This is a genomic window from Massilia sp. 01N410, from assembly GCF_056399665.1.
Genome location: NZ_JBFTRV010000002.1, coordinates 101,985 through 128,901, shown reverse-complemented (window position 1 = coordinate 128,901; position 26,917 = coordinate 101,985). Strand labels below are relative to the sequence as shown.

Here is a 26,917-nt window from a genome sequence, read left to right as displayed (position 1 = left end):
CTGCCCGAGCTTCGACCCCAAGCGTAGGCCCGACGCGCAGGCATGGTCTAGACGTGATCATTGTCGACTATCTCAGCTCGATACCGGGGAAGGCGACAAGCGAAACGAGCAGATTGGCTCGTACTCGCGTGGCGTGACGGCCCTGTCCAAGAAACTCCTATGATGGACAAAAGCCCAGCGACCGCGTGATATCCGACGGATGAGCAATATCCATTCGAAGGTCAAAACAAATGCTCATGCTCGAAATTCCTCGTTGTCTTTTGGGGAAGCGGCCTTACTGGTCCGCCAGGCAACGGCACGAAGTTCTCATCCATGCGCTGCCCAGGCGCTCTTGTAGTGCACATATGGCGATCCAAACCTACCCATACAGATCTATCGCCTTGGCGCCCGAGCCCATGGACCGGGCAATCCTTTCAAGACGACTCTTCGATTTCAGAAGGAGCAATTGGAGTTCTCGATCCACAAAGATTTTCTTTGATAAAGAGAATGAATAGTATGACTCATTGGCAACATCAGACGGAAAATTGCATGTTAGCGGTATGGCTGTGCGGACCCTTATTGGTCGGCGCGGATATCGTCACAACAAAACGATCATTGAGAACATATGGCCCTCTACGACGCTTTCGCTATAAACTATTGGGTTGCGCCAGACGCTGGACATATCGAATCAAAGAAAACATGAAATACCGCAAACGACTTCTAAGTACTGCGCCAATGATGGACTGGACCGACCGCCACTGCCGCGTGTTCCACCGTCAGATCACCCGCCACACCTGGATGTATACCGAGATGGTGACCACCGGTGCGCTGGTCTACGGCGACGTCGAGCGCCACCTGCGCTACGACGAGGTCGAGCACCCGATCGCCCTGCAACTGGGCGGCAGCGAGCCGGCCGACCTGGCGAAAAGCGCGAAGCTGGGCGAGCAATGGGGCTATGACGAGATCAACCTGAACTGCGGCTGCCCCTCGGAGCGCGTGCAGAAGGGGGCGTTCGGTGCCTGCCTGATGAACGAGCCGCAACTGGTGGCCGACTGCGTGAAGGCGATGCGCGACGCGGTCTCGATCGACGTCACCGTCAAGCACCGCATCGGCATCGACTACAACGAGGACTACGGCTTCGTGCGCGACTTCATCGGCACCATCGCCGATGCCGGTTGCCGCACCTTCATCGTCCACGCCCGCAATGCCGTGCTGAAAGGGCTGTCGCCGAAGGAAAATCGCGAGATTCCGCCGCTGCGCTACCACGTCGCCTACGAGCTCAAGAAAGAGTTCCCAGAGCTGGAGATCATCATCAACGGCGGCATCAAGACCAACGACGAGATCGAAAGCCACCTGCGGCACGTCGACGGCGTCATGATCGGGCGCGAGGCCTATCACAACCCCTGGCTGATGGCCGAGTGGGACGCCCGCTTCTACGGCGACGGGACGAGCGCACCGGCCTCGCGCGAGCAGGTACTGGAAGCGATGATTCCGTATATCCGCGAGCAGCTCGAGCGCTACGGCCCGCTGGGCCTGCGCCTGAACAGCATCACCCGCCACATGCTGGGCCTGATGGCCGGACTGCCGGGGGCGCGCAGCTTCCGCCAGGTGCTGTCCGATTCCCGCCGCCTGGCCGAAGGCAATCCGGAACTCCTGCTGGAAGCTGCCGGCCGCCTGCGCAAGGCAGCGTGAGAATTTAACATTCTATCAATACGGTCAAATCCTGGCCGTTTTTCCTGTTCACAATTCACCACACCGGCGCATGTAAATACGTGCGCCGCGTCTCTTTTCCTTGCTCAACAGCAAGAATAGACCCATAATTCGGGCTCTTCTCCCCGTACGGCCCTTGATATTGTTGTAGTAGCGAAACAGTATTGAGTAGAGTCATGTTTACTCGCTGCAACTGTCGAGTTTTGATTTATCCTGACGGAAATACACAAAAGTTCACGGAGAAGTTAAACTTTTAGTAATAAAAAGGGGGCGCGCGGCGCAGAAGTTCCGGGCGGATCCAATCATCTGAAGAACAGGGAAGACAGTAAATGAATTTATCCAACATGAAGGTCGGCATGCGCCTGGCGCTGGGCTTCGCTCTCGTGCTCGTGCTGATGGTCATCCTGACCGTCGTCGGCATCGTTCGCACCGGACAGATCCAGAGCAGGCTCGATCACGTGATCGGCGTCAGCAACGTCGTCACCCGTCTTGTCGTCGACATGCGCAACAACGTCAGCGAACGCGTCACCTCGCTGCGTACCCTGACCCTGATGACCGATCCGGCCGACATGGAACCGGAACTCAAGCGCTTCAAGGAGCAGACCGCCAAGTACGATGCGCTGCAGCAGAAGCTGAGCGAGAAGTTCGCACTGGAGGCCTCGGCCGAAGAAAAGGCGCTGCTGGCCCAGGTCAAGGAAGCGGAAGGCGTCGCCATGCCGGCCATCGCCAAGGCATCGGAACTCTATCTGGCGAATAACGCCATGGACGCGACCCGCGTGATGGTCAAGGAAATCCGCCCGGCGCAGAAGAAATGGCTGGAAGCGCTGGACCAGCTGGCCGACCGCGAAGACAAGCAGAACGCCCAGACCCAGGCCGACGCCGGCGCCCAGTATGAAAGCGCGCGTAACTTCATGCTGCTGACCTTGCTGGCCGCCGTCGCGATCGGCGTGGCGGCTGCCTATGTGATCACCCGCGGCCTGCTGAAGCAGCTTGGCGGCGAACCGAGCTACACCTCGAAGATCGCTACCAGCATCGCCGAAGGCGACCTGTCGATCTCGATCGACACTAAGTCGTCGGACAAAGGCAGCCTGCTGAGCGAAATGAAACAGATGCGCAACAGCCTGGTCGACATCGTCAGCCAGGTCCGTCGCGGCACCCATACCATCACCACTGCCTCGCGTGAAATCGCCGCCGGCAACGTCGACCTGTCCTCGCGTACCGAACTGCAGGCCAGCTCGCTGGAGAAGACCGCCTCGGCCATGGAAGAGCTGACTTCGACCGTGAAGCAGAACGCCGACAACGCCCGTGAAGCCAACCAGCTGGCCGCCACCGCATCGGATGTGGCGCGCAAGGGCGGTGAAGTGGTGTCGCAAGTGGTCGGCACGATGGGTGAGATCAACAGCTCGGCCGGCAAGATTGCCGACATCATCGGCGTGATCGATGGCATCGCCTTCCAGACCAACATCCTGGCGCTGAACGCTGCGGTGGAAGCCGCCCGTGCCGGCGAACAGGGCCGCGGTTTCGCGGTCGTGGCATCCGAAGTGCGTAACCTGGCCCAGCGTTCGGCCGCTGCGGCAAAAGAGATCAAAACCCTGATCGGCGACTCCGTCGAGAAGATCGGTCGCGGTTCCAAGCTGGTCGGCCAGGCCGGCGTGACCATGGAAGAAGTGGTCGACAGCGTCAAGCGCGTGACCGACATCATGAGCGACATCGCCGCCGCCAGCGCCGAGCAGAGCGCCGGCATCGAGCAGGTCAACCTGTCGATCATCGAGATGGACGGCATGACCCAGCAGAACGCCGCCCTGGTCGAGGAGGCTGCCGCCGCCTTCCAGAGCCTGCAGGACCAGGCTGCCGAGCTGCAGCGCGTGGTCAGCATCTTCAAGCTGGCCGAAGGCGAAGAAGCCGCCGCCTTTGACGCAGCCGCACCGGTTTCGGCCTCGACCGCGGTGGCAACCCGCGCCGTGGTGGCCCGTCCGGCACGTCGGCCAGCCGCATCTCCTCAGCTGAAAAAGCCGGCTGCCGCCCGCAAGCCGGCCGCCAAGGCCGAGGAAGCGCAGGCGCCGGAAGCCGGCGGCGCATCGTCGACCTCGAAGAAGGTCGCAGCGGCTGCCGCCAGCGACGACTGGGAAGAATTCTGAGCCAGGACGGCTCGTCAAATCGGCCGGTGAACAAACCGGCCATTAAAAAAAACTTTGTTATTTAGGGGAAATAAAAATGTCCAACAAGAAATTTGCCGCAGTCCTGTTTGCCAGTATGTTCGTTACCGGTTTCGCCGCCGCCGCCGAAACCCCGGCCAGCTTCGATCCGTCGAAGTGCAAGGTCGAATACCCGAAAGCCTCGCTGATGAATGAAGAGCAGGGCGTGACCTCGATGTCCTTCCTGGTCAATGCCGACGGTTCGGTGGCAGATTCGAAGCTGGAAAAGTCGAGCGGCTTCAAAGGACTGGACAAGGCAGCCCTGAAAGGCCTGTCGTCCTGCAAATTCAAGCCGGGCACCAAGGATGGCGCACCGGCCCAGACCTGGACCAAGGTCGACTACGCCTGGAAGCTGGACTGATCCGCTTCCCGTCCGTAGTGAGGAAACCGGCCCGCGCGGCCGGTTTGTCGTTTACTGCTTGCCCTTGTTACACATCTGTCGCTTCATGTTTCGGTTGTAAGCACTTGCATCAGAATCACTGTTTCGCGCTTCGGCTCGCTATAGTGGTCTCACACCAACCGAAAGGAGAAGCATCATGAAACGAATCCTCTGTGCCGCTGCCGCAGCCCTGATCAGCACCGCCGCTTTTGTCCCGGCGCAGGCCTTCGCGAAAGGTGACGTGGTGGTCGTCCGCACCGCACCGCCGGCGCCGCGCCACGAAGTCGTGCCGCATGCACGCCACGGCTACGAATGGGCGCCCGGCTACTGGAACTGGAACGGCCATCGCTACGTGTGGGCCAAGGGCCACTACGAGAAAGTCCGCAGGGGCTATACCTACCGCCGTCCGGAATGGCGCCAGGGCGACAACGGCTGGCAGTTGGAGCGTGGCGGCTGGCGCCGCGGCGACCGTGACGGCGACGGCGTCCCGAACCGCTTCGACGCCCGCCCGAACAATCCGAACCGTTCGTAATCCGTCTTCGCTGAAGCAAAAAGCCAGTCCGAGCGACTGGCTTTTTGTTTTTGCGGGTGAGGGCGCGCAAGCCGGCGGCATGCGGGATGCCTAGCATGGAGAATCCAATGATGACAAAAGATTACCATGCGATGCATTTCCAGGAAGAACATCACCTTCGCTGCGCTGCTGCTCGGCTGCTGCCTGGCGCACGCTGCCCCGCTCGAGTGCCCCATCAGTCCGCCTGCCGACTGGAAGCTGCCGAAAGCCCGGCTGGACCGGGCACGGATCCTCGGCTACCTGCCCGCCACCCGCGCCGATGAAAGAGGTCTGGCGGAAGGCATGCCGGAGAAGGAATGGCAGATGGGCGGGATCCTGTTCCAGTCCTGGAACATGAGGACGGGTTCGCGCTCGATGATCTACCAGGTCGACTGCCTGTATGCGGGAACGCCGCGCTTCCTGCGCCTGAATGTCAGGAATGTGGGCCGTTGCATGGCCCGGCGGCGGGTGAGGGGCGATGCGCTGATGGCGGGGTCGATGGAGTTCCGGTGCTGGTGAGGAGCGCGGAAAAACAAAAAGCCCGGGTCTTGCGAACCGGACTTCTCATCGAATTCTTTGGGGTGGCTGATGGGACTCGAACCCACGACAACAGGAATCACAATCCTGGACTCTACCAACTGAGCTACAGCCACCACTGTCTTACTTACTGTCTCGTTGTTGCCGAGACAGAACGAGATTATAGCGGCACCTTCCCCATCTGGCAAATCTAAATGTGCCCGGCAGTGCCAGGCAGGTCGAAGCCGGTCTCTTCCACCTGCGGATCGATGCCGATCAGGCTGTTGAACGCCGCCGACAGGGCGGTCGCGCTGGCGCTCGTATAGGCTTGCAGGCGGGCCGGCGCAGTCGCATCGGGGGAGCGCAGCAGGCCGCCGGTTTCCAGCAGGCGTCCCAGCTGGCGGGCGACTGCTTCGCCGGTATCGATGATGGTCACGCCGCGCACGCCTTCTTCCTCGATCACCCGTTCGATCGACGCCTGTACCAGCGGGTAGTGGGTGCAGCCGAGCACCAGGGTGTCGGCGCCTTGCGCCAGCAGCGGTGCGATGTAACGCCGCAGCATGCCGGAGGTTTCCTGCGCATCGAGTTCGCCGAATTCGATCTGGTCGGCCAGGCCCTTGCAGGGCTGCAGCAGGAACTCGGCGCCGGTGGCTTGCGCGATCTCGTCGCGCAGCGTCAGGAACTTGGCGCCGGCCAGGGCCCGCTCGGTGGCCAGTACGCCGATCTTGCCGTTGCGGCTGGCCGCAGCCGCCGGTTTCAGGCCAGGTTCGACGCCGACGATCGGCATCTCCGGAAAGCGGGCGCGCAGCAGCTTCACGGCAGCGATGGTCGCCGTGTTGCAGGCCACCACCAGGGCCTTGGCGCCGTGGGCGGCAAGGAAGCGGGCGATGGCCAGCGAACGTTCGGCCACCACCTGTTCGGGCTTGTCGCCGTAGGGTGCGAAGCCGGAGTCGGCCACGTAGATCAGGTGTTCGTGGGGCAGCTGGGCGCGGATATGGCGCAGGATCGAGAGTCCACCGACGCCGGAATCGAAGATGCCGACCGGGGCGTCGCTGGGCAGGTAGGGCAGATTCATGCGGAGATGGTAGCACGCGGCGGCCCCACCATGGCTGGGGGGAGGCGGCGGCGCGCTTCGCTGCTATATTTTTGGCACCGAACAATGGAGACGCCATGCCTCAAGCAATCGGAAACGCCATCGCCGGCCTGGCGCTGGCCTGCATCGCGGCCGCGCCGGTCCACGCCGACCGGGTCGACGACTACATCCGCAAGCAGATGGCGCTGAACCACGTGCCGGGCGCCGCGGTCGCCATCGTCAGGGACGGCAGGATCGCCAAGCTGCAGACCTACGGCCTGGCGAACCTCGAATGGCAGCAGCGCGTCACGCCGGATACCGCATTCCAGCTCGCCTCGTCCACCAAGCCGTTTACCGGCATGCTGCTGATGCGCCTGCAGGAGGCGGGCAAGCTGTCGCTGGACGCGCGCATCGCGCAGTATTTGTCGAACGCGCCCGAGGCTTGGCAAGCCATCACGGTGCGCCACCTGGCCGACCACTCGTCCGGCATCCCGGACAACGTCAAGGTCAAGCCGGACGCCACGCTGGACGACTACGTCGCCGCAGCCGCCGCCATGCCGCTCACGCACGCGCCGGGCGCATCGAGCGAATACGGCATCGGCGGCTACACCGTGCTGGCGAAAGTGATCGAGGCGGCGGCCGGCATGCCCTATACGCAGGCGCTCAAGCGGTACGTGACGGGTCCGCTCGGGTTGCGCGCCGATTTCGAATACAGCAGCGGCGAGCCGAACATGCGCAGCACCGAGGTGGTGCCGAAGCGGGTCGGCGTCTACGGCTGGAGCGACGGCCGCCATAAGAACTCCAGTTTCCATTTCTGGCCGCTCAGCTACGATGCCGGCGGCCTGCTGGCCTCCGTCTCCGATCTTGCGAAGGTGGCGGTGGCGCTCGACAAGGGGACTTTCCTTCGCAGGGAGGCCATGCAGGCGATGTGGACGCCGGCTCAGCTCGGGAACGGCACGGTCAACGGCTTCGGCATCGGCTGGGTGGTCGGCGAATTCAATGGCCGCAAGACGGTCGGCCATTCCGGCGGTCCGGCGCTGTCGGACATCCTGCGCTTGCCGCAGGAGCGCGCGACCTTCATCGTGCTGAACAATGGCCAGAAGCTGTATCCCTACCTGGCAAAGGGCGTGTCGGAGCTGTTCTATCCGCCGCCGAAGCTGGCGATGCCGGAGGGGATCGCGGATGCCCGTCCGGCGCTGAGCGCGGCGCTGCGCCAGGTCCTCGTCGACGGCGCCGCCGGCAAGGTCGACGACAGCCGCTTCACCGAGGACGCGCGCAAGCAGTTCGTCCCGGCCTTCAGGGACTTCCTGGTGCCCTTCCTGCGCTCGATCCCGCCCGCGGAGGAAATCGTGCTGGTATCGGAAAAGGAGACGGACAAGGGCATCGACCGCGTCTACCGCGTCCGCCATGGCGCCAAGGCCCAGAGCTGGGGCTTCGATCTCGACAGGGACGGCAGGATCCGCGGCTTCGGCCCGAAATAGGGACGTAAAAAAACCGCCGCGGCAGGGCCGGGGCGGTTTTTCGGGATCGCGCGTGGATTACGCGACGCTGACCGGAATACCCTTCAGCGATTCGATCTTCGCAGCCCATTCCTTCGGGCCGGTCTGGTGCACCGAGGTACCGGTGGAGTCCACGGCCACGGTCACCGGCATGTCCTTCACTTCGAACTCGTAGATCGCTTCCATGCCCAGGTCTTCGAAGCCGACCACCTTGGCCGACTTGATCGCCTTCGACACCAGGTAGGCCGAACCGCCGACCGCCATCAGGTAGGCCGACTTGTGGTTCTTGATCGATTCGATCGCCGCCGGGCCGCGCTCGGCCTTGCCGATCATCGCGATCAGGCCGGTCTGCTCGAGCATCATGTCGGTGAACTTGTCCATGCGGGTCGCGGTGGTCGGGCCTGCCGGGCCGACCACTTCGTCGCGCACCGGATCGACCGGGCCGACGTAGTAGATCACGCGGTTGGTGAAGTCCACCGGCAGCTGCTCGCCCTTGGCCAGCATGTCCTGGATGCGCTTGTGGGCGGCATCGCGGCCGGTCAGCATCTTGCCGTTCAGGAGCAGGGTCTGGCCCGGCTGCCAGGACGCGACTTCTTCCTTGGTCAGGGTGTCCAGGTTCACGCTCTTCGACTTCTGGGTGTCCGGGGTCCAGTGCACTTCCGGCCAGGTCGACAGCGCCGGCGGTTCGATGTAGGACGGGCCCGAGCCATCCAGCACGAAGTGGGCGTGGCGGGTGGCGGCGCAGTTCGGGATCATCGCCACCGGCTTCGATGCCGCGTGGGTCGGGTACATATTGATCTTCACGTCGAGCACGGTGGTCAGGCCGCCCAGGCCCTGGGCGCCGATGCCCAGCGCGTTGATCTTGTCGCACAGTTCGATACGCAGCTCTTCCAGCTTGTTCTGCGGGCCGCGCTGCTTCAGTTCGTACATGTCGATGTCTTCCATCAGCGACTCTTTCGCCATCAGCATCGCCTTCTCGGCCGAACCGCCGATACCGATGCCCAGCATGCCCGGCGGGCACCAGCCGGCGCCCATCAGCGGCACGGTCTTCAGGACCCAGTCGACCAGCGAGTCGGACGGGTTCAGCATCACGAACTTGGTCTTGTTCTCCGAGCCGCCGCCTTTCGCGGCGACCATGACGTCGACGGTGTCGCCCGGCACCAGTTCCATGTGCACGACGGCCGGGGTGTTGTCCTTGGTGTTCTTGCGCTCGAAGTGCGGGTCGGCGACGATCGAGGCGCGCAGCTTGTTGTCGGCGAAGTTGTACGCGCGGCGCACGCCTTCGTTGACGGCGTCGGTGATCGAACCGCTGCCGAAGCCTTCGAAGCGCACGTTCATGCCGACCTTCAGGAACACGTTGACGATGCCGGTGTCCTGGCAGATCGGGCGCTTGCCTTCGGCGCACATGCGCGAGTTGGTCAGGATCTGGGCGATCGCATCCTTGGCGGCCGGGCTCTGCTCGGCTTCGTACGCGCGCGCCAGGTGCTGGATGTAGTCGGCAGGGTGGTAGTAGCTGATGTACTGGAGTGCGGCGGCGACGGATTCGATCAGGTCGTCCTGTTTGATGACAGTCATTTCGTTCTCGTTCAGGGTTAGTGTTTGGTGTTACTTGCGGTGTTGGTCATGATGCGGTCGGTGTAGGCGATTGCCATTGCCGACAGCAGGAATACGACGTGGATGCAGGTCTGCGAAATCAGCACCTTCGGCTCGTAGGCATACGAGTTGATGAAGGTCTTCAGCAGGTGGATCGAGGAGATGCCGATGATCGCCATCGCCAGCTTGGTCTTCAGTACCGACGCGTTCACGTGCGACAGCCATTCCGGCTGGTCCGGATGGCCCTCGAGATACATGCGCGACACGAAGGTCTCGTAGCCGCCGACGATCACCATGATCAAGAGGTTCGAGATCATCACCACGTCGATCAGGCCCAGCACCACCAGCATGATGGTGGTTTCGTTCAGCTTGTCCGGAAGCGGCGCGCCGGGTACGGCCACGGCCTGGAAGATGTGCTGCAGGGCGTCCTCGTTGCCCATCGCGGCGAACACCAGGTCCTTCAGTTCGACCCAGAAATGGAACACGTAGACGCACTGCGCCAGGATCAGGCCGAGATAGAGGGGAAGCTGCAGCCAGCGGCTGGCGAACATGAAACTGGCGAGGGCGGAACGCCTGCGCGCGTCGGAAGGAGATTGCAAATCGGGCATCTGCGTTGAAAGCCGGTGAGCGGCCATGGTCAAGACAGCTCAACATTCTACACCCGTAACGGATGGCTGGCTTGGCCTTCGATGTTCCGGAAAGGTTGGTAGAATAATCTTGGGATGCCGGAAGGCGTGCCGCGGAGCTGTTATGGCAAAGGCTGGTCTGTAAGGGCTCAGTAAGCGAGCACGCATATGGTATGTGGCAAAACTACTACTGTGGAGACTAGTATGGCTGAGAACGAGACCAATCAAGATCAGGAGCAGGGCGCATTGCACGAGCATCGCGTATTCAACCCGCCCGCCGATTTCGCCGCCAACGCAACCATCTCCGGAATGGATGCATACCGCAAGCTGTGCGACGAAGCCGCCAGCGACTACGAAGGCTTCTGGGCCCGCCTGGCCCGCGAGAACCTCGACTGGCAGAAGCCTTTCACCCAGACCCTCGACGAATCGAACGCGCCGTTCTACAAGTGGTTCGCGGACGGCCAGCTGAACGCATCGTACAACTGCCTCGACCGCAACCTCAGCAACGGCAACGCGGATAAAACCGCGATCATCTTCGAAGCCGACGACGGCCAGGTGACCCGCGCCACTTACCGCGAGCTGTACGAGCGCGTCTGCAAATTCGCCAACGGCCTGAAGGCCCGCGGCATCAAGAAGGGCGACCGCGTCATCATCTACATGTCGATGTCGATCGAAGGCGTGGCCGCGATGCAGGCCTGCGCCCGCATCGGCGCGACCCACTCGGTGGTGTTCGGCGGCTTCTCGGCGAAATCGCTGCAGGAACGCATCATCGACGCCGGCGCGGTGGCCATCATCACTGCCGACGAGCAGATGCGCGGCGGCAAGTCACTGCCGCTGAAAGCCATCGTCGACGAAGCGCTGGCGATGGGCGGCTGCGACACCATCAAGGACGTGATCGTCTACAAGCGTACCGGCGGCAACATCAACTTCCAGCAAGGCCGCGACCTGTGGCTGCACGATGTCGTCGACGGCCAGCCGGCCGAGTGCGAGCCGGAATGGGTCGATGCCGAACACCCGCTGTTCATCCTCTACACCTCCGGCTCGACCGGCACCCCGAAGGGCGTCCAGCACAGCACCGGCGGCTACCTGCTGTGGGCCGCGCTGACGATGAAGTGGACCTTCGACATCAAGCCGCAGGACGTCTACTGGTGCACCGCCGACATCGGCTGGGTCACCGGCCACACCTATATCTGCTACGGCCCGACCGCCGTCGGCGCCACCCAGGTCATCTTCGAAGGCGTGCCGACCTTCCCGCACGCCGGCCGCTTCTGGGAAACCGTCGCCAAGCACAAGGTCTCGATCTTCTACACCGCGCCGACCGCGATCCGTTCGCTGATCAAGATGTCGAACGCCGACGAGAAAGTGCATCCGAAGAGCTTCGACCTGTCCAGCCTGCGCCTGCTGGGCACCGTGGGCGAGCCGATCAATCCGGAAGCCTGGATGTGGTACTACAGGAACGTCGGCAACGAGCGCTGCCCGATCGTCGACACCTTCTGGCAGACCGAGACCGGCGGCCACATGATCACCCCGCTGCCGGGCGCGACCCCGATGGTGCCGGGCTCCTGCACGCTGCCGCTGCCGGGCATCATGGCCGCGATCGTGGACGAAGCCGGCGCCGACGTGCCGAATGGCCAGGGCGGCATCCTGGTCGTCAAGCGTCCGTGGCCGTCGATGATCCGCACCATCTGGAACAATCCCGACCGCTTCCGCAGCGCCTACTATCCGGACGAACTGGGCGGCAAATACTACCTGGCCGGCGACGGCGCGATCCGCAACAAGGACACCGGCTACTTCACCATCACCGGCCGCATCGACGACGTGCTGAACGTCTCGGGCCACCGCATGGGCACGATGGAGATCGAATCGGCGCTGGTGGCGCACCCGATGGTGGCGGAAGCCGCCGTGGTCGGCAAGCCGGACGAGACCACCGGCGAAGCCGTGTGCGCCTTCGTGGTGCTGAAACAGGCCCGCCCGACCGGCGACGAAGCCAAGGCCCTGGCGGCCGAGCTGCGCAACTGGGTCGGCAAGGAGATCGGCCCGATCGCCAAGCCGAAGGAAATCCGCTTCGGCGACAACCTGCCGAAGACGCGAAGCGGCAAGATCATGCGCCGCCTGCTGCGCGTGCTGGCCAAGGGCGAGAGCATCACCCAGGACGTGTCGACCCTGGAAAACCCGGCCATCCTGGAGCAGTTGAAGGAATCGGCTTAAGGATTTATAGTGGTCGACAGCAGAGTTGACGCCGCACCGTGAAAATGGTGCGGCGTTTTTTTATTCTTCCCCGGGCTGCTTGAACAGCGCATCGAGCTCGGACCGCTGGCTGCCAACCGCCGCGCGCCCGCGCTTGCCGGCGAACTCTTCCTCGATATTGTCGCGGTAAAAACTCCAGGCTACGCCCGAGGTCGAGAACCTTCTCCAGACCTCGCTGCCGACGCCGGAATAGTCGATGGCGCTGCCGTCGTCGAATTCGACGCGCAGGATGCGCTCTTTCGGGTCGTAGCCGATGGCGCGGAGTTTGCCGGCGTTGATTCTCTTCATTTCCATGATCGTCATTCCCAATTCCGTCGTGGCAAGCGTTACAGTTTTTCCAACTGCTGTTTAGCATACCCCGCTCCACTCCCCCCAGGCGCCAGTTCCAGATAGGTCTTGTACGCAGACCTGGCTCTCTCGAGCTGGCCAGCCCGCGCATACGCATCGCCCAGGTTCATATAGGCGATCGCGCGCGACGGATCCATCCTGATCGCATTCTCGAACCAGCGCGCCGCCTCCGCATACTTGTCCTGCTTGTAGAACACGAAGCCGAGATTGTTGGCCGCCAGCGCGAAATTCGGCCGCAGCTTCAAGGCTTCCGTGAATTGCGCTTCGGCTTGGGCGTACTGCTTTTCCTTGTACAGCTGCAGGCCGTGGTCGTTGGCGCGCTGGGCCTGCTGGCGGCCCGATACCGGCACCGCGGCAGGCGCGGTAATTGTCGCGGTGCCGCCCTGCAGGTCCTTCACGACCACTGTTGAAGAAGGCGCCGAGGCTTTGGCATCCAGCTTCGTGTTCAGCGCGATCGCGTCGTTCGACAGCTGGGCCGTGTGCGTATTCAGGAACTCGGTCTCTTCCGGCAGTTCGAACACGAAGTCGCCGCCCTCCGAACCCGGCAGGCTGCCGAAGGCCGGCGTCTGCCGCGACACGCTCGACACCGCCGGCGCCACATAGGCCGCCAGCTCGGTAGCCGTGATCAGGCCGTCGCCATTCAGGTCGGCCTTGCCGCCCAGCCCCTGCAGCAGGGTCCAGGTGAAGATGGAGTGGCCGTTCGGACCGCCGTCGGACACCAGCTGGTCGGTGCCGCCGGCGGTCAGCATCTGGCGGCCCAGGCGGCGTCCGTTCTCGCGCAGGAAGGACGCATTGGCGCCGCCGCGTGTCAGCCCAAGGCCGCTGTAGCAGGCATCCATCACGAACAGCTCGTGCTTGGCCGGAAGGCTCTCGGCGATGTTCTGGATTTCCGTCATCGGGATCGCATCGGTTGCCAGGTTATCCGGATCGGCATCATAGGGAACGATGTAGCCGAGGTCGCGGCCCGAGCTGAGCTTGCGCGTGGCGCCGTGGCCGGCAAAGAACACGAAGACGCGGTCGTTCGGCTGCAGCCCGCCCTCACTCTTGCCACGCTCGAGCAGATCGTGGAAGGCGCCGAGGATGCCGGCGCGCGTCGCCTGTTCGTTCTTCAGCGTGAGCACGCGTCCGGGGGCAAAGCCGAACTTCTGCACCAGCACCTGGCCGACGCCCTCGGCATCGCGCACCGCGTACTGCAGGCGCGGCCACTTCTTGTAGTCGTCGATGCCGACCAGGATCGCCCATGAATTCGCATAGCCGGTGGCGGCCGCGCGCGGCACGGGGGCGGGTGCCGCGTTGCCGCTGGCCGGAGCACCGGCCGCCTTGAACGTCTTGCCATCCCAGCCGGCGAACTGGTAGCCCTCGGCCGCGAGTTTCTCCAGCACCAGCGGCAGGGCCTTGACGGTGCGCTCATGGATGTCGTGGAAGAGGATGATGCCGCGGCCTTCCTTCTCGACCGAGCGCAGCACGCGGTCGGCGATCGAGGACGGCACCGGATCGGCCCAGTCGAGCGAATCGATATTCCACATCACCGATTTCAGGTGCGCATCTGCCAGCATGTGCATGCCTTCCTTGTTGCGCGCACCGTAGGGGAAGCGGAACAGGCTCGATCGCTGCGGGTCGACCGCCTTCAGCAGCGTATCGGTGCCGAGGATCTCGACCTTCAAGCCATCGCCGCTCTGCTTGGACAGCTGCGCATGCGTGAGGCTGTGATTCGCCAGCACATAACCCGCCGCCTTCAGCTTGCGGCTGACGTCCGCGCCGGCATTGAGGTGGGCCGCGCCGTTCGCATCCAGCGAACCGAGGTTGCGGCCGACGCTGAAGAACACGGCGGGCGCATCGTACTGCTTGAGGATGGCGGCGATCTCTTCGCTGTAGCGGCGATGGGGGCCGTCGTCGAAGGTCAGCACGACGGTTTTCTTCGGCAGCGCCTTGCCGAAGATCTCGTCTTCCTCCTTCTGCGGCTGTTGCGCCTGCGGCGGGCCGGGTTCCGCCGGTTCAGGCTTGGACGGGTAGGGCAGGACCACGCCGTAATCCTTGAGGATGCGGTCACGCTGGTACAGCGTCTTCAGGTAGGCGACGTAGCTGTCCCACTTCTCGCGCCTGAGGGCGATCGAGCGCGACTCGTAGCGCTCGAACACCGCGCTGATCTCTTTCTCGTAGTTGCGCTCGATCTCGGCCAGCGCGTCGAGGTCTTCCGAGATGCGCTTGTGCAGCTTGATGGCGGGCAGCGACGATTCCTTGGCGACGTAAGCCTGCAGCGACTGCATCAGCTCGCGGAAGGCGAGGCGGTCGGCGTCGTACAGACCCTGGTTCGACTCGACGTAATCGAGCAGGCTGCCGACGGCGTCGAAGCGGCGCGGATCGCCGGAGGCCAGCAGCCTGGCCAGCGCCTCGTCGAGCTTGGCCGTACGTTCCTGGTTCTCGTGGAAGAGCTGCTGGCCGACTGCGTGTGTCTGGGCCTTTGCCGCTCCCGGCAGGGCGTCCTCGTCGAGCGTCAGCACGATCATCTTGCGGTAGGCTTCCAGCACGCGGCCCAGGTCGGCCGAGATGGCGCTGACATTCATGGCCGGCCCAGCGGCTTGCGGCGCCGGCGTGCCGGCCTTGCGGGAAGCGAGCCAGGTGCCGGAGCCCGCTCCAGCGGCGGCGACGGCGAAGATGACGAGATAAAGGGCTTTGCGTTTCACGGCCAGGTGCTAGAAATTATAACTTGGCAACAATAGCACCACTCGCCCGATCTGGAACAGGAAAAAGCGCGAGCGCGGACTAGGCGCGGCGCTTGCGCAGCAGGGCCAGCGATCCCAGGCCCAGCAGCACGATGGCTGCGCTCGACGGCTCGGGCAGGTCGATCGGCAGGCCTGCCTGATCCGACGGGGATGGCGAGATTCCGCTATTCAGCAGGGTGAGGGAGTTATCGTCGATGAAGGAGTCCAGGTCGATGCCGAAGTGACGGGTGAAGAACATCGTGTAGTCCACCGACCAGGCCCACAGCGGCACGTCGAAGACGCCCTGGTACTGCTGCCACACGCCGTCGTGGGAATCGATGTTGGGCGTGGACACGGTCGAGATGACGCTGCCGTCCTTCCCGCGATAGGTCAGCGCGACGTGGGCGCTGTCGCTGGGGATGTCCTGGTCCAGGCCCTGTTCCCAGAACGACACTGCGACCTGGCGAGACTGCCCGAAGAACGGCAGCACCACGTTCTGCGTCAGCGTGCCCCACAGGCCACGGTTGCCACTGAACATATAGTTGCCGCTGTGCGGATCGATGCCCGGATCGAAGCTGCCGTCGTCGACGCGCGGATTGGAGACGCCCCCGACGGTCCAGCCGAGCAAGGTACCGGTTTCCGCGCCGCCATTCGTCAGCAGGGTGGCATGGCTGGACATGGAAACCATCAGGGAAGCGAGGGCGATAGCAAGCTTGAGGCGCATGGGAACTCCGATAAATAGTTGCGAAATAGCGATATGGGAAAACGCCGTCTGGCACGCATGACGCAAGCTGTCTGTCGGTATTCGATAGAAGAGGACGTTCTGGTCCTGGACCCGATAACGGTGTACGCGTGTCGACGACGGTTACCGGCAGGGATGGGGCCGATGAGATGGTGGAGCGGACATCCGGCTCGCTGGCGTGGAGAGGATGTGATACGGCTCTGCTCGGCAGTGTAGCACGGAGCAGAGCTTTGGAGACTTTACAGGCAGCTACGCATGTCCTGAATACAACAGATCAGGAAGAAGACAGCACAAAGGTATTCCCGTCAGGATCCCGGAACTTGGCAAACGAACCCCAGGGCTGCGAAGTAGGCGGCTCGATAAACTCGACACCCCGCGCGCTGAGCTGGCGATAAGTCGCCTCCACGTTATCGCAAGCAAAGGAACCATTGAAGAAAGTACCGATGCGATCTTCATGTCCATCCGGCGTGAACAGCACGACGCGGGTGCTCGAATGCGCCACGCGCAGCTCGATCCAGCGCTTGCCCGGACCCATCGGCTGGTCGGTGGAGATTTCGAAGCCGAGTTTTTCGGTGTAGAAGGCGAGGGCGCGGTCCTGGTCGGACACGGGGATGCCGACGAATTTGAGTTGGGTAATCATGGGGAGGCTTTCTGTTTTTGCTTGTAATGATCGGCATTATCGTGGCAGCATCATCGGCTGTGTGCTTTTAACTACTATAGTTTTTATGACTACCCGCCAGTCCTCGCTCGATGCCTACGTGTTCGACGTCCTCATGCCCGACCTGGTCGGCCACGACCGGCGCCCGGCCGCCTTCGTGGTCTACCTGTTCCTGCTGCACAGCGCCCAGGCGCTCGGCCGCGACCAGGTGCCGGCCAGCCTGCAGACGATTGCGGTGAAAACGGGGCTGTCGAAGTCGGCGGTACAGGTGGCCTTGCGGCACCTGAAGCGGCGCGGGTTGATCGCTGCGGAGGAGGCCGGTTCGCAGGTGAATCCGGTGCGGCAGGTGCTGCGGCCATGGCGCCGCCGGCTGGAGGCTGCGTGACGCCTGGATCGTCCCTCTTGTACTGCTGGGAATCCTTGCTATAATAGGCGGCTTCGCAGCCATGCGAAAACCCATCAGGAGAGATGGATGAGTGGTTTAAGTCGCACGCCTGGAAAGCGTGTATAGGTTCATAGCCTATCGGGGGTTCGAATCCCCCTCTCTCCGCCAAGAACATAGACACAGAGCGGCCTCCGGGCCGCTTTGTCGTTTCTACCCACAATTCGACCCCCAATCGAATTCGGTCGAGCTGGCCTACAGCTTTTCGATCTGCCGGTCGATCGCCTTGCGCGCCCGCTCATTGCGCTCACTGTAACGATCGTTCAGGTAGTCGGCGCGGCCGCGCAGTAGCAGAGTGAACTTGAACAGCTCCTCCATCACGTCGACCACGCGGTCGTAGTAGGCAGACGGGCGCATGCGGCCTGCCTCGTCGAATTCTTTGTAGGCCATCGGCACCGACGACTGGTTCGGGATCGTGAACATGCGCATCCAGCGGCCCAGCAGGCGCAGGGTGTTGACCACGTTGAAGGATTGCGAGCCGCCGCACAACTGCATCACCGCCAGCGTACGGCCCTGGCTTGGCCGGACGGCACCCTGTTCCAGCGGAATCCAGTCGATCTGGTTCTTCATCACGGCCGTGATCGCCCCGTGGCGTTCGGGGCTGCACCACACCTGGCCCTCGGACCACAGGCACAGCTCGCGCAGCTCGGCCACCTTCGGATGCGTCTCGGGCACGCTGCCGACCATCGGCAGCTCCATCGGGTCGAAGATCTTCACCTCGGCGCCGAAGTGCTCGAGGATGCGCGCCGCCTCCCAGGTCAGGAAGCGGCTGAAGGAGCGTTCGCGCAAGGAGCCGTAGAGCATCAGGATACGTGGCGGATGGTTCATGTCGCCGGCCGGTTCGAGCCTCCCGATCGTCGGCATGTCCAGCAGCTCGGGCTTGATGTTGGGGAGGTTTTGCAGTCGCTCAGCCATGCTTGACCTCCTGCGGTTGTCCGGCGTTGGCGAAGTCGCTTTGCGCCACCGTGCCGGCCACCGACGCCTCGCGGTGCGCCGCCGGATACAGCCAGCAGAACAGCGGCGTCGCGGCTGCGGCACCCAGCAGCTGCGCCACGATGAAGCCGAATGCGTCGGCGGGACGGATGCCGGCGAAGGTGTCGGTGGCGCTGCGCGCCAGGGTCACCGCCGGGTTGGCGAACGAGGTCGAGGAAGTGAACCAGTAGGCGGCCGTGATGTAGGCCGCGACGGCGAACGGCGTCACGCTGGGCCGGCTGCGCGAGCACCCGATGATGACGGCGATCAGGCCGAAGGTGGCGACGAATTCGCTCCACCATTGCGCGGCGCCGGTGCGCACGTGTTCGGACGCGACGAACAGGGGGACGTCGAACATCAGGTGCGCAGCAGCCACGCCGGCAAAGGCGCCGGCAAGCTGCGCGGCGATGTAGGGGATCACCTCGGAGGCCGGCATATTCTTCTGCCACGCTTCCGACAGCGTGACGACCGGGTTGAAGTGCGCGCCCGAGATCGTCCCGAACATCAGGACCAAGGCCAGCAGGCCGGCGCCGGTCGCTATCGCGTTGGCCAGCAGGGCGATGGCCACGTTGCCGCCGGCCAGCCGCTCGGCCATGATGCCCGAACCCACGACCACGGCCAGCAGGAGTGCCGTGCCGAGGCCCTCGGCAACGATTCGTCTGGAAAATGTCATTGTGCAAGTCCTCCGTTCACGTCAGTCCGCGACCGGCTGCAGGGTCCCGATGCGGTCCAGCTCCGCCTTCAGGCGCGCCTTGTCGTTCTTCAACTGGTCCAGTGGGAGAGCCAGGAAAGCTTCGATGCGGGCGCGCAGGATCGCGTAGGCGGTCTCGAAGGCGGCGTTGATTTCCGCCTCGGTGCCGACCACATGGCTCGGGTCTTCCACGCCCCAGTGGGTGCGCAGCACCGGGCCGAGATAGGCCGGGCAGGTTTCACCGGCGGCGCTGGCGCAGACAGTCACCACGATGTCCGGCGTCACAGGCAGGTCGTCCCAGGACTTGCTGTAATAGCCCTCGGTAGGGATCTCCTTGCTGGCCAGCAGTGCGAGCGCCTTCTCGTTCAGCTTGCCGGTAGGCTGGCTGCCGGCGCTGATGGCGTGCCAGCCAGCTGGCGCCAGATGGTTAAAGACGGCTTCGCTGATGAGCGAGCGGCAGGAGTTGCCGGTGCAGAGGAAAAGTACGTTCACAGTAGACCTTTGGTTAGCGGTAAGGAATCAGGCGCTTGCGCCGGCCGTGCTGGGTTCGCAGCTTGAACCGCTGGCCGGCGTGCAGGGATTGCCGCCACAGCAGTTCTCGGACAAGAAGCCCAGCAGCTGGTTCATCGTCTCGAAGTTCGCGGCGTAGTAGATGAAGCGTCCGTCGTGCTTCGGCGTCACCAGGTTCGCGTGGGCCAGCTCCTTCAGGTGGAACGAAAGCGAGGACGGCGCCACGTTCAGGGTTTCGGCGATCTTTGTCGCCGACAGGCCGGCAGGGCCAGCCTGCACGAGCAAGCGGTAAGTTGCCAGCCGCGATTCCTGGGCCAGGGCGGCGAGGGCGGCGAGAGCCGGTTTGGTTTCCATGAGGTCATCCATTATTTGATAATTCTAGTATAGTGGAATTAATCTCTCGGTAGCAAGCGACCGCTTGTGACAATACGACGCTTCCAAATGTATCGAAATAATTTGACAGGTTGATGAAAAGTTAATATTCTTCGTTCGTCGAATTACTAATAAGCATTATGTCGAGATGCATTGGTCGAGATGTGTCGCGCGTCTTCGGCGCCGATCTCTCCGGTGAACTTCTCAACGCGACGCGCCTTGTCGCACCCCTGGCGCAAGATATCGGTCTCGCCAATTCGAAACGGGATGCCGATGAATTTTGCTGACTGCCTGGGCCATGGTTTGCCGGGGAATGCCCATGACGTTTGACAAGCACGTCCGGCTTGTCGTCGGAGCCGAGCTGGGCGCGGTACTGCAGCGCGGATTCACGGAAGCGATCGACGCGACCGCAGTCCCGCCGCCACTGCTATACGTCCTCGCAAACGGCCAGGAAGTGCGCGACGCGGTCGAGGATGGTAGCTGGCCAGCACCCGACAGCCGCTTTTCCGGCGAGGCCGCGCTGGACGCCTATGCATTGCCCTTGCTGCGCTGCTTCATCGACGAGCGGCGCAGCCGTGTATCGGATACGCCGGAATATCGTTTCGGGAATGCGCTCGCGCGTGACCTGCATCCTGTCGGCCATTACTTCGACCGCTATGTCGTGCGATTGTTTGATGGCGCGGACGCGCCACTGGGCCGAAGCGGGGAGTGTCGGCCATATGCGCTCGGCCTGCGCACCGCCGAGCTTGACATCGCTCCGGCGAAGGGCGCGAAGAAGCGGAGGTTCGAAATCGGCCGTGTCATTTACGACCTCGACACCCAGCGTGCCATCATGGACGCGATTTTTACCGCGTTCGAAACCTACTACGTGCAGGCGACCGGGCGCTTCGGACAAGGGAACGCCGAACAGGTGCTGGACTCATGCTGGGACGCGTTTCGCCAGGCCGTCGGCGCCGTGCTGCCGCGTTTCCGTTCGCCGCGCCTGGATGCCGAGCGGGAATGGATTGCGACTGCACGATGGCAGAGCCCGGCCCGGTTCCAGCTTGCCGGCGACCTGCTGGTGCCCGCGCTGTCATTGCGCGGCCGGTCCCCTGGCGCGCGTCGCTTGCCGGTCGAGCGCACGGTCGTGCACGATGCCTTGCCCCATGCGCTTGCCGCTGACAGCCTGCGCCAGTTCTACCGTTTTCACACGGTGCCGAGCCTCGTCGTGCGCCGGGTGGCCGAAGTGGAAGCCGCATCCGTTTCGCAGCACGCAGATGACGATGGACTCCGGTGAATCGGGAACGTTGTGGAAGGGATTGCCGGAATGACCGGTCGGCAGTGCCGCGCCGGATTGACGCTGCGAGATTCGCCGCCGCCCTGTCCGGAAACAGGGCTCGGCTGCCGTTAAGGCATTCTGAAGATGATCAGATGGCGGGAGAAGATGGACCGCAATAATTATTGCGCACGCTTTTTTTCTTCCTTCTTTACTTTCTTGTCCGCCTTCTTTTCTTTGGCCGTCTTTGCGGGCTCTTTTTTGGTGGATTTTTTTGCGTCCTGGCTTTTACTCATTTATATTCTCCAATTGAAATTCTGCACCGGCCACTGATTTTCACCCGGCGTCAATGAACCGAGTATCCGCGCAATGTCGGCAGCGGCTGCATGGCAACGGCGACATCGCCTTCAGGATCTTCCTCGGTTTTCCACTGAACCCAGCCGAGCACTTCCTCGATACTGGCGAGGCCGCTATACAAGGCCGTACGGGCCTCGACAAGATTAGCCATTTGATGCCTCTCCTGAAGCGCCACGGCGGCAAGAGAAGGATCCAGAGCGCTGATACGCGCTTCCAGTTCTTCGAGATCGTCGGCGAGTGCCGAGTGCAGGGCATGCAAAGCCGCTACCGCATCATCTGTATCGTAGGGCTCTCTATCATTCATGGTAATTTCTGTTTTCAGCCTCATGGTTGTCGCGTCACGCGTCCACAAGATACAGCAATTGTGGAAATGCTGCCGCCGATTCGAGAATTGCACTCCGGATACCGAGTCGGATGGCGGATCGATAACAATTGCCTTTTTCATGCAAGACTGATTTGTGTGAAAACCTTTTTTTGTACAATAGCGCGAAATGATTAGGTGAAAAGCCGAAGCCCCTGTATATTGGACCTCGCACTACATCAAGTCGTCGTTATTGTTGGTCTTTCTCTCCCGTCTCGCCTTCTGGCGGTCCTGTTTGATTTCCTCCGCTACACCCTCTTGGTCGAATGTGCGTTTCGGGCGATTTGCCCATGCATCTTAAAGGACTAAAAATGACTACTCAAACCGGCACCGTAAAATGGTTCAACGACTCCAAAGGCTTCGGCTTCATCACCCCTGATGCAGGCGGCGGCGATCTGTTTGCCCATTTCCAGGATATCCAATCGGAAGGTTTCAAGAGCCTTGCCGAAAACCAGCGCGTCTCGTTCGTGCGCTCGACCGGCCCGAAGGGCGAAAAAGCCGGTAATATCCGCGCCATCTAAGCGGCCAGCCCTGGCGACGCGTGCGACGCGAATAGCGTTGCCGTGCCCGGCGGGCCCGGATTTCAGCTGACTCCGGCCACCCAGCGACTGGGCCTGGATCGGCAGGAAAAAACGGATTTACGTTCATCGTAAATCCGTTTTTTTATGGGCGCGCCTCGAGCGCTTCACATCGCAGTTTGCTAGCGGCGACTAAACAAGTCCGCTAAACAGGTCCATCGATAGACTTGCCTGGAAGCGACTGCTAGCATGCCACATCGACAACCTCGAGGTGCCTCGGCATGGAATTGAGCGCAAATCCCCAGGAACAGCAGACCAGCAACGCGACCCGCGACGTGGTCGTCGGCATGCTCTTCGTCGGCCTCCTGTTCTTCATCCTCGGCTTCGTCACCTGGCTGAACGGTTCGCTGATTCCCTTCCTGAAGGTGGTCTGCAAGCTGACCAACTTCCAGGCCCTGCTGGTCACCTTCGCCTTCTACATCGCCTACACCGTGATGGCGCTGCCGTCGGCCGCGGTCCTCAAGCGCACCGGCTACAAGAAGGGGATGACCCTCGGCCTGGGCATCATGGGCATCGGCGCCTTGCTCTTCATTCCCGCCGCGCAGAGCCGGCACTACGAGCTGTTCCTGGCCGGGCTGTTCACGCTGGCCACCGGCATGACCCTGATGCAGACCGCCATCAATCCCTACATCGTCTGTCTCGGGCCACGCGAGAGCGCCGCCATGCGGATCAGCATCATGGGCCTCTTCAACAAGGGGGCCGGCATCGTCGTGCCGCTCATCTTCACCAGCCTGATGCTGAAGAATATCGATACCGCGTCCGAGGCCGTGCTGGCGCAGCGGCTGGTCTTCCCCTATGCCTGCATGGCGGCGGCGCTGTTCGTGATCATGGCCTTCATCCATTTTTCGAAGCTGCGCGAGATTCCGCCGGAGCTCGATGGTGACGACGCCCGTGTCGACGCCACCTCGGTCCTGCAGTTCCCGCAACTGGTGCTGGGCGCGCTGGCGCTGTTCGCTTATGTCGGCGTGGAGGTGATCGCCGGCGACACCATCGGCCTGTACGGCCATGAGCTGAAGGTCGCCAATTTCGGCGTGCTGACTTCCTACACCATGGTGTGCATGGTGATCGGTTACCTGATCGGCGTGGTGGCGATCCCGCGCTTCATGTCGCAGCAGCGGGCGCTGGTGCTGTCGGGCCTCGTCGGCGTCCTGCTGACGGTCGGCGTGACCACCGGTTCGACCACGGACACCGCGCTGTCGCAGGCGCTGCTCGGCTGGAGCGGTGCGCCGCTGGTGCCGGACAGCGTGATGTTCCTGGCGCTGCTTGGCCTGGCCAATGCCATGGTGTGGCCTGCGATCTGGCCGCTGGCCCTGCAGGGACTCGGGCGGCATACCGCCAGCGGCTCGGCGGTGCTGGTGATGGCGATCGCCGGCGGCGCGCTGCTGCCGCTGCTCTACGGCCATCTGGCGGACATCGTCACCCCGCGCAGCGCCTACTGGCTGCTGCTGCCTTGCTATGCGCTGATCTTCTGGTATGCCGCGAGCGGCCACAAGATCCGCCGCTGGCGCTGAACTGGAGAGAGGCTTGATGATTCGAGGAGCGGCCGGCGCGACGCTGGCACTGATGACGGCGCTGCTCGCGCCGATGACGCCGGCCATCGCGGAAGCCCCGGCCGGACAGGAAGCGCCGGCCGCCCTGGGCGGCGTCGCCAGCGCCACGAAATTGCAGCTGCGCTGGGAACTGCAGCGCAACCTGTTCAGCGCCGAGGCTCCGCACGGACGCTCGCAGGCGCGCCTGATTCTCACCAACCACGACGATCGTCCCTTGCCGCCGCGGGGCTGGTCGCTGTACTTCAACTGCCTGGACCGCATGATGCCCGGACCCTTGGCCGGCAATCTGGTGCTCGAGCAGGTCGCGGGCAGCCTGTTCCGTATTCTGCCGGGGCCGGGCTTTCAGGGCGTGGCCCCTGGCCAGACCCTGGACATCGTCTATACCTACCCGGGCCTGGTGATCAAGCTGGCCAAGGCGCCGACCGGTCCCTATCTGGTCTACGACGCCGCTCCCGAGCTGGGCGTGGCCATCGCCGACTACGCGCTGCTGCCGGTGACGCGGCCGGAACAGCTGGACCGCGGAACCAGCGGCGCCAAGCCGGTGGTGACGCCGGCGGATACCTATCGCCGCAACGCCCGCGCCGACCTGCTGCCGCCCGCCGAGCTGCCGCCGGTGCTGCCGACGCCCCTGCGGATGCAGGCGGGCGAGGGCAGGCTGCTGCTCAACGCGCAGCCGGTAGTGGAAGCGCCGGCCGCATTGAAGAACGAAGCGGCGCTGGCACGCTCGCTGTTTCCGCAGGCCCTGCCCGCAGGCGGTGCGAAGCTTCAGCTCGGCATCGGCAAGGTGGAGGACCAGGATTCGCCCGAAGCCTATCGCTTGACGATCGACGCCAGGAGCGGCATCGCCATCGTCGGCAACAGCGCCGCCGGCGTCGCCTACGGCCTGCAGACCCTGCGTGACCTGCTGCCGCTGCCCGGTGCAAAGGAACCGGTGCTGAACGAAGTGAGCATCGTCGATGCCCCGCGCTTCGGCTATCGCGGCTTCCAGCTGGACGTCGCCCGCAACTTCCACGGCAAGCAGACGGTCTTCAAGTGGCTCGACCTGATGGCGCGCTACAAGCTGAACAAATTCCACTTCCATCTCACCGACGATGAAGGCTGGCGCATCGAGATCGCCGGCCTGCCGGAACTGACGGCGATCGGCGCGGTGCGCGGCCACAGTGCCAGGCCCGGCGTGCGCCTGCAGCCGGCCTATGGTTCCGGTCCCGATCCGAAGGACCCGAGCGGCAGCGGCTACTTCAGCCGCGCCGACTACATCGCGATCCTGCGCCATGCGAAGGCCCGCCACATCGAGGTGATCCCGGAAATCGAGATGCCCGGCCACGCGCGCGCCGCCGTGCAGGCGATGGAGGCGCGCTACCACCGCCTGAAGGCGGCAGGCGGCAAGGAGGCCGCGAAGTACCTGCTGAACGATTTCGACGACCGCTCGAAGTACAGTTCGGCGCAGTACTTCACCGACAACGTCATCGATCCCGGCCTCGATTCGACCTTCGCCTTCATCGACCACGTGGTCGCGCAGATCGTGGCGCTGCACCGCGAGGCCGGTGTCCCGCTGCGCACCATCCACATGGGCGGCGACGAACTGGCGAACGGCGCATGGGAGCGCTCGCCCGCCAGCCTCGCGCGCATGCGCAAGGAGAAGCTGGCGTCGACGGCCGACCTGTGGGATTACTTCTACGACCGCGTCGACGGCATCATGCGCCGGCACGGCTTGAGCACGTCGGGCTGGGAAGAGCTGGCGGCGCGCAAGACGCTGCTCGCCGGCCGCAGCAAGCTGATCCCGAATCCGCGCTTCACCACGCGCGGCTTCACCGCCTGGGTATGGAACAACTCGCGCGGTGCCGAGGACTTCGCCAACCGCCTCGCCAACGGCGGCTACGACATCGTGCTGGCGCCGGTCGGCGCCATGTACCTGGACATGGCGGCCAACCCGAATCCGGAGGAGCCGGGCGTCAACTGGAACGACTACGTCGAGCTGGACACCGTCTACGACTTCGTCCCCTTCGACATGCTGAGGAATGCACCCGAGTCGGCGCGCGTCGGCAAGGACGGGCTGACCGACTACGGCAAGCGCCACGTGCGCGGACTCGAGGCGACGTTGTTCACCGAGACCGTGCGCGATGCCAGCCGCATCGACTACCTCGTCATGCCGCGCCTGCTGGCGGTGGCGGAACGGGCCTGGGCGCCCGATCCGGCCTGGGCTGGCGAGCAGGATGCGGCGAAGGCGGCCGCGCTGCATCGCCGCGCCTGGTCCGGCTTCGTGAATGCGCTGGGCCAGCGCGTGCTGCCGCGCCTCGACCTCGAACAGACCGGCGTGGCCTACCGCATCGCGCCGCCCGGCCTGATGGTGGATGGCGAGCAGGTGCTGGTGAATCATGCGCTGCCCGGGATCACGCTGCGTTATACGACTGACGGCAGCGATCCGACGTCCGCCAGCCGGCCTGTCACGGGACCGATCACGGAGCGCGGCACGATCAAGGCGGCGGCCTTCGACCGTAACGGCAGGCGAGGGCTGGTGGCGAGCGTCGAGCGCCGCTAGTGCCGGCCGCTTTCAGCGCGGCCGCATGCGCCGCTGCCCCTGGCGCCGCCGCTCGTCGCGCGGCGCCGGCTGCATCGCATAGGACGGCATGGCGCCGTTGCCGTCGATACCGAACTCGATCACGCGGCGCAGCGAGCGCAGCGTGACCGGCTTGGCCAGCACCGCGATGCGGCCCGCATGGTAGTGGGGCACATGGCTTTCGTCGTCGAGCAGCAGGACCACCGGCGCGCGCGGCGCCAGCCGGGTGATCTCGCCGATGAAGGAACGGCGGTCGTCCGCGTTGGAGGTGGTGTAGGTCAGGATCAGGTCGAAGCGCACCGTCTGGGCCGTGTTCAGGGCCGCGCGCGGACTGTCCGTGGTCGCGACGATATAGCCGAGCGATTTCAGCAGCGTGGCAATCTCGCCGCAAGCCAGCGGGTCATGTTCTACGAGCAGTGCGCATTTCATCGTCTATCCTCCTGATAGGTGGATGAC

At 63.6% G+C, this 26,917-nt stretch carries 25 protein-coding genes and 2 tRNA genes; 13 read left to right on the top strand and 14 right to left on the bottom strand.

The features are described 5' to 3' along the window. Nucleotides 1-678 precede the first annotated feature (678 nt). The 5 genes from dusA (at nt 679) to AC1DOP_RS03200 (ending at nt 5,332) form a co-directional block, all read left to right on the top strand. A complete protein-coding gene (dusA, locus tag AC1DOP_RS03220; protein ID WP_477249783.1) occupies nt 679-1,671 on the top strand; it encodes a tRNA dihydrouridine(20/20a) synthase DusA in 993 nt (330 codons plus the stop codon). Between the two features lie 347 nt (nt 1,672-2,018). After that, entirely contained in the window at nt 2,019-3,827 is a 1,809-nt protein-coding gene (locus AC1DOP_RS03215; protein WP_442122508.1) for a methyl-accepting chemotaxis protein, read from the top strand. 76 nt (nt 3,828-3,903) lie between these two features. Next, complete coding sequence (locus AC1DOP_RS03210) at nt 3,904-4,245, top strand: energy transducer TonB (protein ID WP_442122509.1); 342 nt, start codon at nt 3,904-3,906, stop codon at nt 4,243-4,245. Nucleotides 4,246-4,420: 175 nt separating this feature from the next. Beyond that, entirely contained in the window at nt 4,421-4,795 is a 375-nt protein-coding gene (locus AC1DOP_RS03205; RefSeq protein ID WP_442122510.1) for a YXWGXW repeat-containing protein, read from the top strand. Nucleotides 4,796-4,921: 126 nt separating this feature from the next. Then, nucleotides 4,922-5,332: a hypothetical protein gene (locus AC1DOP_RS03200; RefSeq protein ID WP_477249780.1), complete on the top strand. Its 411-nt coding sequence runs from the start codon at nt 4,922-4,924 to the stop codon at nt 5,330-5,332. Between the two features lie 58 nt (nt 5,333-5,390). Here AC1DOP_RS03200 and AC1DOP_RS03195 read toward each other — a convergent pair. Beyond that, nucleotides 5,391-5,466 (bottom strand) — tRNA-His (locus AC1DOP_RS03195). A 74-nt stretch (nt 5,467-5,540) separates the two neighbouring features. Next, complete coding sequence (gene murI / locus AC1DOP_RS03190) at nt 5,541-6,404, bottom strand: glutamate racemase (RefSeq protein WP_442122512.1); 864 nt, start codon at nt 6,402-6,404, stop codon at nt 5,541-5,543. A 95-nt stretch (nt 6,405-6,499) separates the two neighbouring features. Here murI and AC1DOP_RS03185 point away from each other — a divergent pair, with 95 nt between their 5' ends. Then, entirely contained in the window at nt 6,500-7,882 is a 1,383-nt protein-coding gene (locus AC1DOP_RS03185; RefSeq protein ID WP_477249777.1) for a serine hydrolase domain-containing protein, read from the top strand. A gap of 57 nt (nt 7,883-7,939) precedes the next feature. On the opposite strand, the gene AC1DOP_RS03180 is transcribed toward AC1DOP_RS03185, so the two are convergent. Further along, nucleotides 7,940-9,475 carry a fumarate hydratase gene (locus tag AC1DOP_RS03180; protein WP_477249775.1) on the bottom strand — a complete coding sequence of 512 codons (1,536 nt, stop codon included), beginning with the start codon at nt 9,473-9,475 and terminating at the stop codon, nt 7,940-7,942. 17 nt (nt 9,476-9,492) lie between these two features. Further along, nucleotides 9,493-10,101: a YqhA family protein gene (locus AC1DOP_RS03175; protein ID WP_477249773.1), complete on the bottom strand. Its 609-nt coding sequence runs from the start codon at nt 10,099-10,101 to the stop codon at nt 9,493-9,495. A 222-nt stretch (nt 10,102-10,323) separates the two neighbouring features. Between AC1DOP_RS03175 and acs the strand changes: the two genes are divergently transcribed. Continuing rightward, complete coding sequence (acs, locus tag AC1DOP_RS03170) at nt 10,324-12,327, top strand: acetate--CoA ligase (RefSeq protein ID WP_477249771.1); 2,004 nt, start codon at nt 10,324-10,326, stop codon at nt 12,325-12,327. Nucleotides 12,328-12,387: 60 nt separating this feature from the next. Here acs and AC1DOP_RS03165 read toward each other — a convergent pair whose 3' ends face one another. The 4 genes from AC1DOP_RS03165 to AC1DOP_RS03150 all read right to left on the bottom strand — a co-directional run bounded on the left by AC1DOP_RS03165 (nt 12,388) and on the right by AC1DOP_RS03150 (nt 16,798). Further along, nucleotides 12,388-12,669, bottom strand: a complete 282-nt coding sequence (locus tag AC1DOP_RS03165; protein ID WP_442122516.1) for a KTSC domain-containing protein — start codon at nt 12,667-12,669, stop codon at nt 12,388-12,390. Between the two features lie 23 nt (nt 12,670-12,692). Continuing rightward, the gene (locus AC1DOP_RS03160) at nt 12,693-15,398 is read right to left on the bottom strand and encodes a polysaccharide deacetylase family protein (protein ID WP_442122517.1); all 2,706 of its coding nucleotides are present in this window, start codon (nt 15,396-15,398) and stop codon (nt 12,693-12,695) included. Nucleotides 15,399-15,477: 79 nt separating this feature from the next. Then, nucleotides 15,478-16,140 (bottom strand): PEP-CTERM sorting domain-containing protein, encoded by a 663-nt coding sequence (locus AC1DOP_RS03155; protein ID WP_442122518.1) that lies wholly within the window; start codon nt 16,138-16,140, stop codon nt 15,478-15,480. 292 nt (nt 16,141-16,432) lie between these two features. Beyond that, nucleotides 16,433-16,798 (bottom strand): VOC family protein, encoded by a 366-nt coding sequence (locus AC1DOP_RS03150; RefSeq protein ID WP_442122519.1) that lies wholly within the window; start codon nt 16,796-16,798, stop codon nt 16,433-16,435. A gap of 85 nt (nt 16,799-16,883) precedes the next feature. On the opposite strand from AC1DOP_RS03150, the gene AC1DOP_RS03145 reads away from it, so the two are divergent. Both AC1DOP_RS03145 and AC1DOP_RS03140 read left to right on the top strand, forming a co-directional pair. After that, entirely contained in the window at nt 16,884-17,201 is a 318-nt protein-coding gene (locus AC1DOP_RS03145; protein WP_442122520.1) for a helix-turn-helix domain-containing protein, read from the top strand. Between the two features lie 77 nt (nt 17,202-17,278). Next, a tRNA-Ser gene (locus AC1DOP_RS03140) sits at nt 17,279-17,369 on the top strand. An 84-nt stretch (nt 17,370-17,453) separates the two neighbouring features. Here the strand turns inward: AC1DOP_RS03140 and arsH are convergent. Genes arsH through AC1DOP_RS03120 form a run of 4 tightly spaced genes read right to left on the bottom strand, consistent with a single transcriptional unit; the run spans nt 17,454 to nt 19,785 of the window. Further along, complete coding sequence (gene arsH, locus AC1DOP_RS03135) at nt 17,454-18,173, bottom strand: arsenical resistance protein ArsH (RefSeq protein WP_477249768.1); 720 nt, start codon at nt 18,171-18,173, stop codon at nt 17,454-17,456. Then, nucleotides 18,166-18,903 (bottom strand): aquaporin, encoded by a 738-nt coding sequence (locus tag AC1DOP_RS03130; RefSeq protein ID WP_442122527.1) that lies wholly within the window; start codon nt 18,901-18,903, stop codon nt 18,166-18,168. The genes arsH and AC1DOP_RS03130 overlap by 8 nt, the downstream gene beginning before the upstream one ends. 21 nt (nt 18,904-18,924) lie before the next feature. After that, nucleotides 18,925-19,413, bottom strand: a complete 489-nt coding sequence (locus AC1DOP_RS03125; protein ID WP_442122528.1) for an arsenate reductase ArsC — start codon at nt 19,411-19,413, stop codon at nt 18,925-18,927. Nucleotides 19,414-19,440: 27 nt separating this feature from the next. Next, on the bottom strand, nt 19,441-19,785 hold the full coding sequence (locus tag AC1DOP_RS03120; RefSeq protein ID WP_442122529.1) for an ArsR/SmtB family transcription factor: 345 nt from the start codon (nt 19,783-19,785) through the stop codon (nt 19,441-19,443). A gap of 337 nt (nt 19,786-20,122) precedes the next feature. Between AC1DOP_RS03120 and AC1DOP_RS03115 the strand changes: the two genes are divergently transcribed. After that, entirely contained in the window at nt 20,123-21,079 is a 957-nt protein-coding gene (locus AC1DOP_RS03115; RefSeq protein ID WP_477249765.1) for a hypothetical protein, read from the top strand. Nucleotides 21,080-21,404: 325 nt separating this feature from the next. On the opposite strand, the gene AC1DOP_RS03110 is transcribed toward AC1DOP_RS03115, so the two are convergent. Then, on the bottom strand, nt 21,405-21,860 hold the full coding sequence (locus AC1DOP_RS03110) for a hypothetical protein (protein ID WP_442122531.1): 456 nt from the start codon (nt 21,858-21,860) through the stop codon (nt 21,405-21,407). A gap of 227 nt (nt 21,861-22,087) precedes the next feature. On the opposite strand from AC1DOP_RS03110, the gene AC1DOP_RS03105 reads away from it, so the two are divergent. The 3 genes from AC1DOP_RS03105 (at nt 22,088) to AC1DOP_RS03095 (ending at nt 26,443) form a co-directional block, all read left to right on the top strand. Then, nucleotides 22,088-22,297: a cold-shock protein gene (locus AC1DOP_RS03105; RefSeq protein WP_056136492.1), complete on the top strand. Its 210-nt coding sequence runs from the start codon at nt 22,088-22,090 to the stop codon at nt 22,295-22,297. A 278-nt stretch (nt 22,298-22,575) separates the two neighbouring features. Next, nucleotides 22,576-23,865 carry a sugar MFS transporter gene (locus AC1DOP_RS03100; RefSeq protein WP_477249762.1) on the top strand — a complete coding sequence of 430 codons (1,290 nt, stop codon included), beginning with the start codon at nt 22,576-22,578 and terminating at the stop codon, nt 23,863-23,865. A gap of 16 nt (nt 23,866-23,881) precedes the next feature. Next, nucleotides 23,882-26,443, top strand: coding sequence for a family 20 glycosylhydrolase (locus AC1DOP_RS03095; RefSeq protein WP_477250111.1), 2,562 nt, complete (start codon nt 23,882-23,884; stop codon nt 26,441-26,443). A gap of 12 nt (nt 26,444-26,455) precedes the next feature. Here the strand turns inward: AC1DOP_RS03095 and AC1DOP_RS03090 are convergent, their stop codons facing one another. Continuing rightward, nucleotides 26,456-26,890 (bottom strand): DNA-binding transcriptional response regulator, encoded by a 435-nt coding sequence (locus AC1DOP_RS03090; RefSeq protein ID WP_442122533.1) that lies wholly within the window; start codon nt 26,888-26,890, stop codon nt 26,456-26,458. Between the last annotated feature and the right edge of the window lie 27 nt (nt 26,891-26,917).

Excerpts from the sequence above, each read along its gene's own strand:
- dusA (WP_477249783.1), top strand. The coding sequence starts at position 679 with ATGAAATACCGCAAACGACTTCTAAGTACTGCGCCAATGATGGACTGG.
- AC1DOP_RS03215 (WP_442122508.1), top strand. The coding sequence starts at position 2,019 with ATGAATTTATCCAACATGAAGGTCGGCATGCGCCTGGCGCTGGGCTTC.
- AC1DOP_RS03210 (WP_442122509.1), top strand. The coding sequence starts at position 3,904 with ATGTCCAACAAGAAATTTGCCGCAGTCCTGTTTGCCAGTATGTTCGTT.
- AC1DOP_RS03205 (WP_442122510.1), top strand. The coding sequence starts at position 4,421 with ATGAAACGAATCCTCTGTGCCGCTGCCGCAGCCCTGATCAGCACCGCC.
- AC1DOP_RS03200 (WP_477249780.1), top strand. The coding sequence starts at position 4,922 with ATGCGATGCATTTCCAGGAAGAACATCACCTTCGCTGCGCTGCTGCTC.
- murI (WP_442122512.1), bottom strand. The coding sequence starts at position 6,404 with ATGAATCTGCCCTACCTGCCCAGCGACGCCCCGGTCGGCATCTTCGAT.
- AC1DOP_RS03185 (WP_477249777.1), top strand. The coding sequence starts at position 6,500 with ATGCCTCAAGCAATCGGAAACGCCATCGCCGGCCTGGCGCTGGCCTGC.
- AC1DOP_RS03180 (WP_477249775.1), bottom strand. The coding sequence starts at position 9,475 with ATGACTGTCATCAAACAGGACGACCTGATCGAATCCGTCGCCGCCGCA.
- AC1DOP_RS03175 (WP_477249773.1), bottom strand. The coding sequence starts at position 10,101 with ATGCCCGATTTGCAATCTCCTTCCGACGCGCGCAGGCGTTCCGCCCTC.
- acs (WP_477249771.1), top strand. The coding sequence starts at position 10,324 with ATGGCTGAGAACGAGACCAATCAAGATCAGGAGCAGGGCGCATTGCAC.
- AC1DOP_RS03165 (WP_442122516.1), bottom strand. The coding sequence starts at position 12,669 with ATGACGATCATGGAAATGAAGAGAATCAACGCCGGCAAACTCCGCGCC.
- AC1DOP_RS03155 (WP_442122518.1), bottom strand. The coding sequence starts at position 16,140 with ATGCGCCTCAAGCTTGCTATCGCCCTCGCTTCCCTGATGGTTTCCATG.
- AC1DOP_RS03150 (WP_442122519.1), bottom strand. The coding sequence starts at position 16,798 with ATGATTACCCAACTCAAATTCGTCGGCATCCCCGTGTCCGACCAGGAC.
- AC1DOP_RS03145 (WP_442122520.1), top strand. The coding sequence starts at position 16,884 with ATGACTACCCGCCAGTCCTCGCTCGATGCCTACGTGTTCGACGTCCTC.
- arsH (WP_477249768.1), bottom strand. The coding sequence starts at position 18,173 with ATGGCTGAGCGACTGCAAAACCTCCCCAACATCAAGCCCGAGCTGCTG.
- AC1DOP_RS03130 (WP_442122527.1), bottom strand. The coding sequence starts at position 18,903 with ATGACATTTTCCAGACGAATCGTTGCCGAGGGCCTCGGCACGGCACTC.
- AC1DOP_RS03120 (WP_442122529.1), bottom strand. The coding sequence starts at position 19,785 with ATGGAAACCAAACCGGCTCTCGCCGCCCTCGCCGCCCTGGCCCAGGAA.
- AC1DOP_RS03115 (WP_477249765.1), top strand. The coding sequence starts at position 20,123 with ATGACGTTTGACAAGCACGTCCGGCTTGTCGTCGGAGCCGAGCTGGGC.
- AC1DOP_RS03110 (WP_442122531.1), bottom strand. The coding sequence starts at position 21,860 with ATGAAAAAGGCAATTGTTATCGATCCGCCATCCGACTCGGTATCCGGA.
- AC1DOP_RS03105 (WP_056136492.1), top strand. The coding sequence starts at position 22,088 with ATGACTACTCAAACCGGCACCGTAAAATGGTTCAACGACTCCAAAGGC.
- AC1DOP_RS03100 (WP_477249762.1), top strand. The coding sequence starts at position 22,576 with ATGGAATTGAGCGCAAATCCCCAGGAACAGCAGACCAGCAACGCGACC.
- AC1DOP_RS03095 (WP_477250111.1), top strand. The coding sequence starts at position 23,882 with ATGATTCGAGGAGCGGCCGGCGCGACGCTGGCACTGATGACGGCGCTG.
- AC1DOP_RS03090 (WP_442122533.1), bottom strand. The coding sequence starts at position 26,890 with ATGAAATGCGCACTGCTCGTAGAACATGACCCGCTGGCTTGCGGCGAG.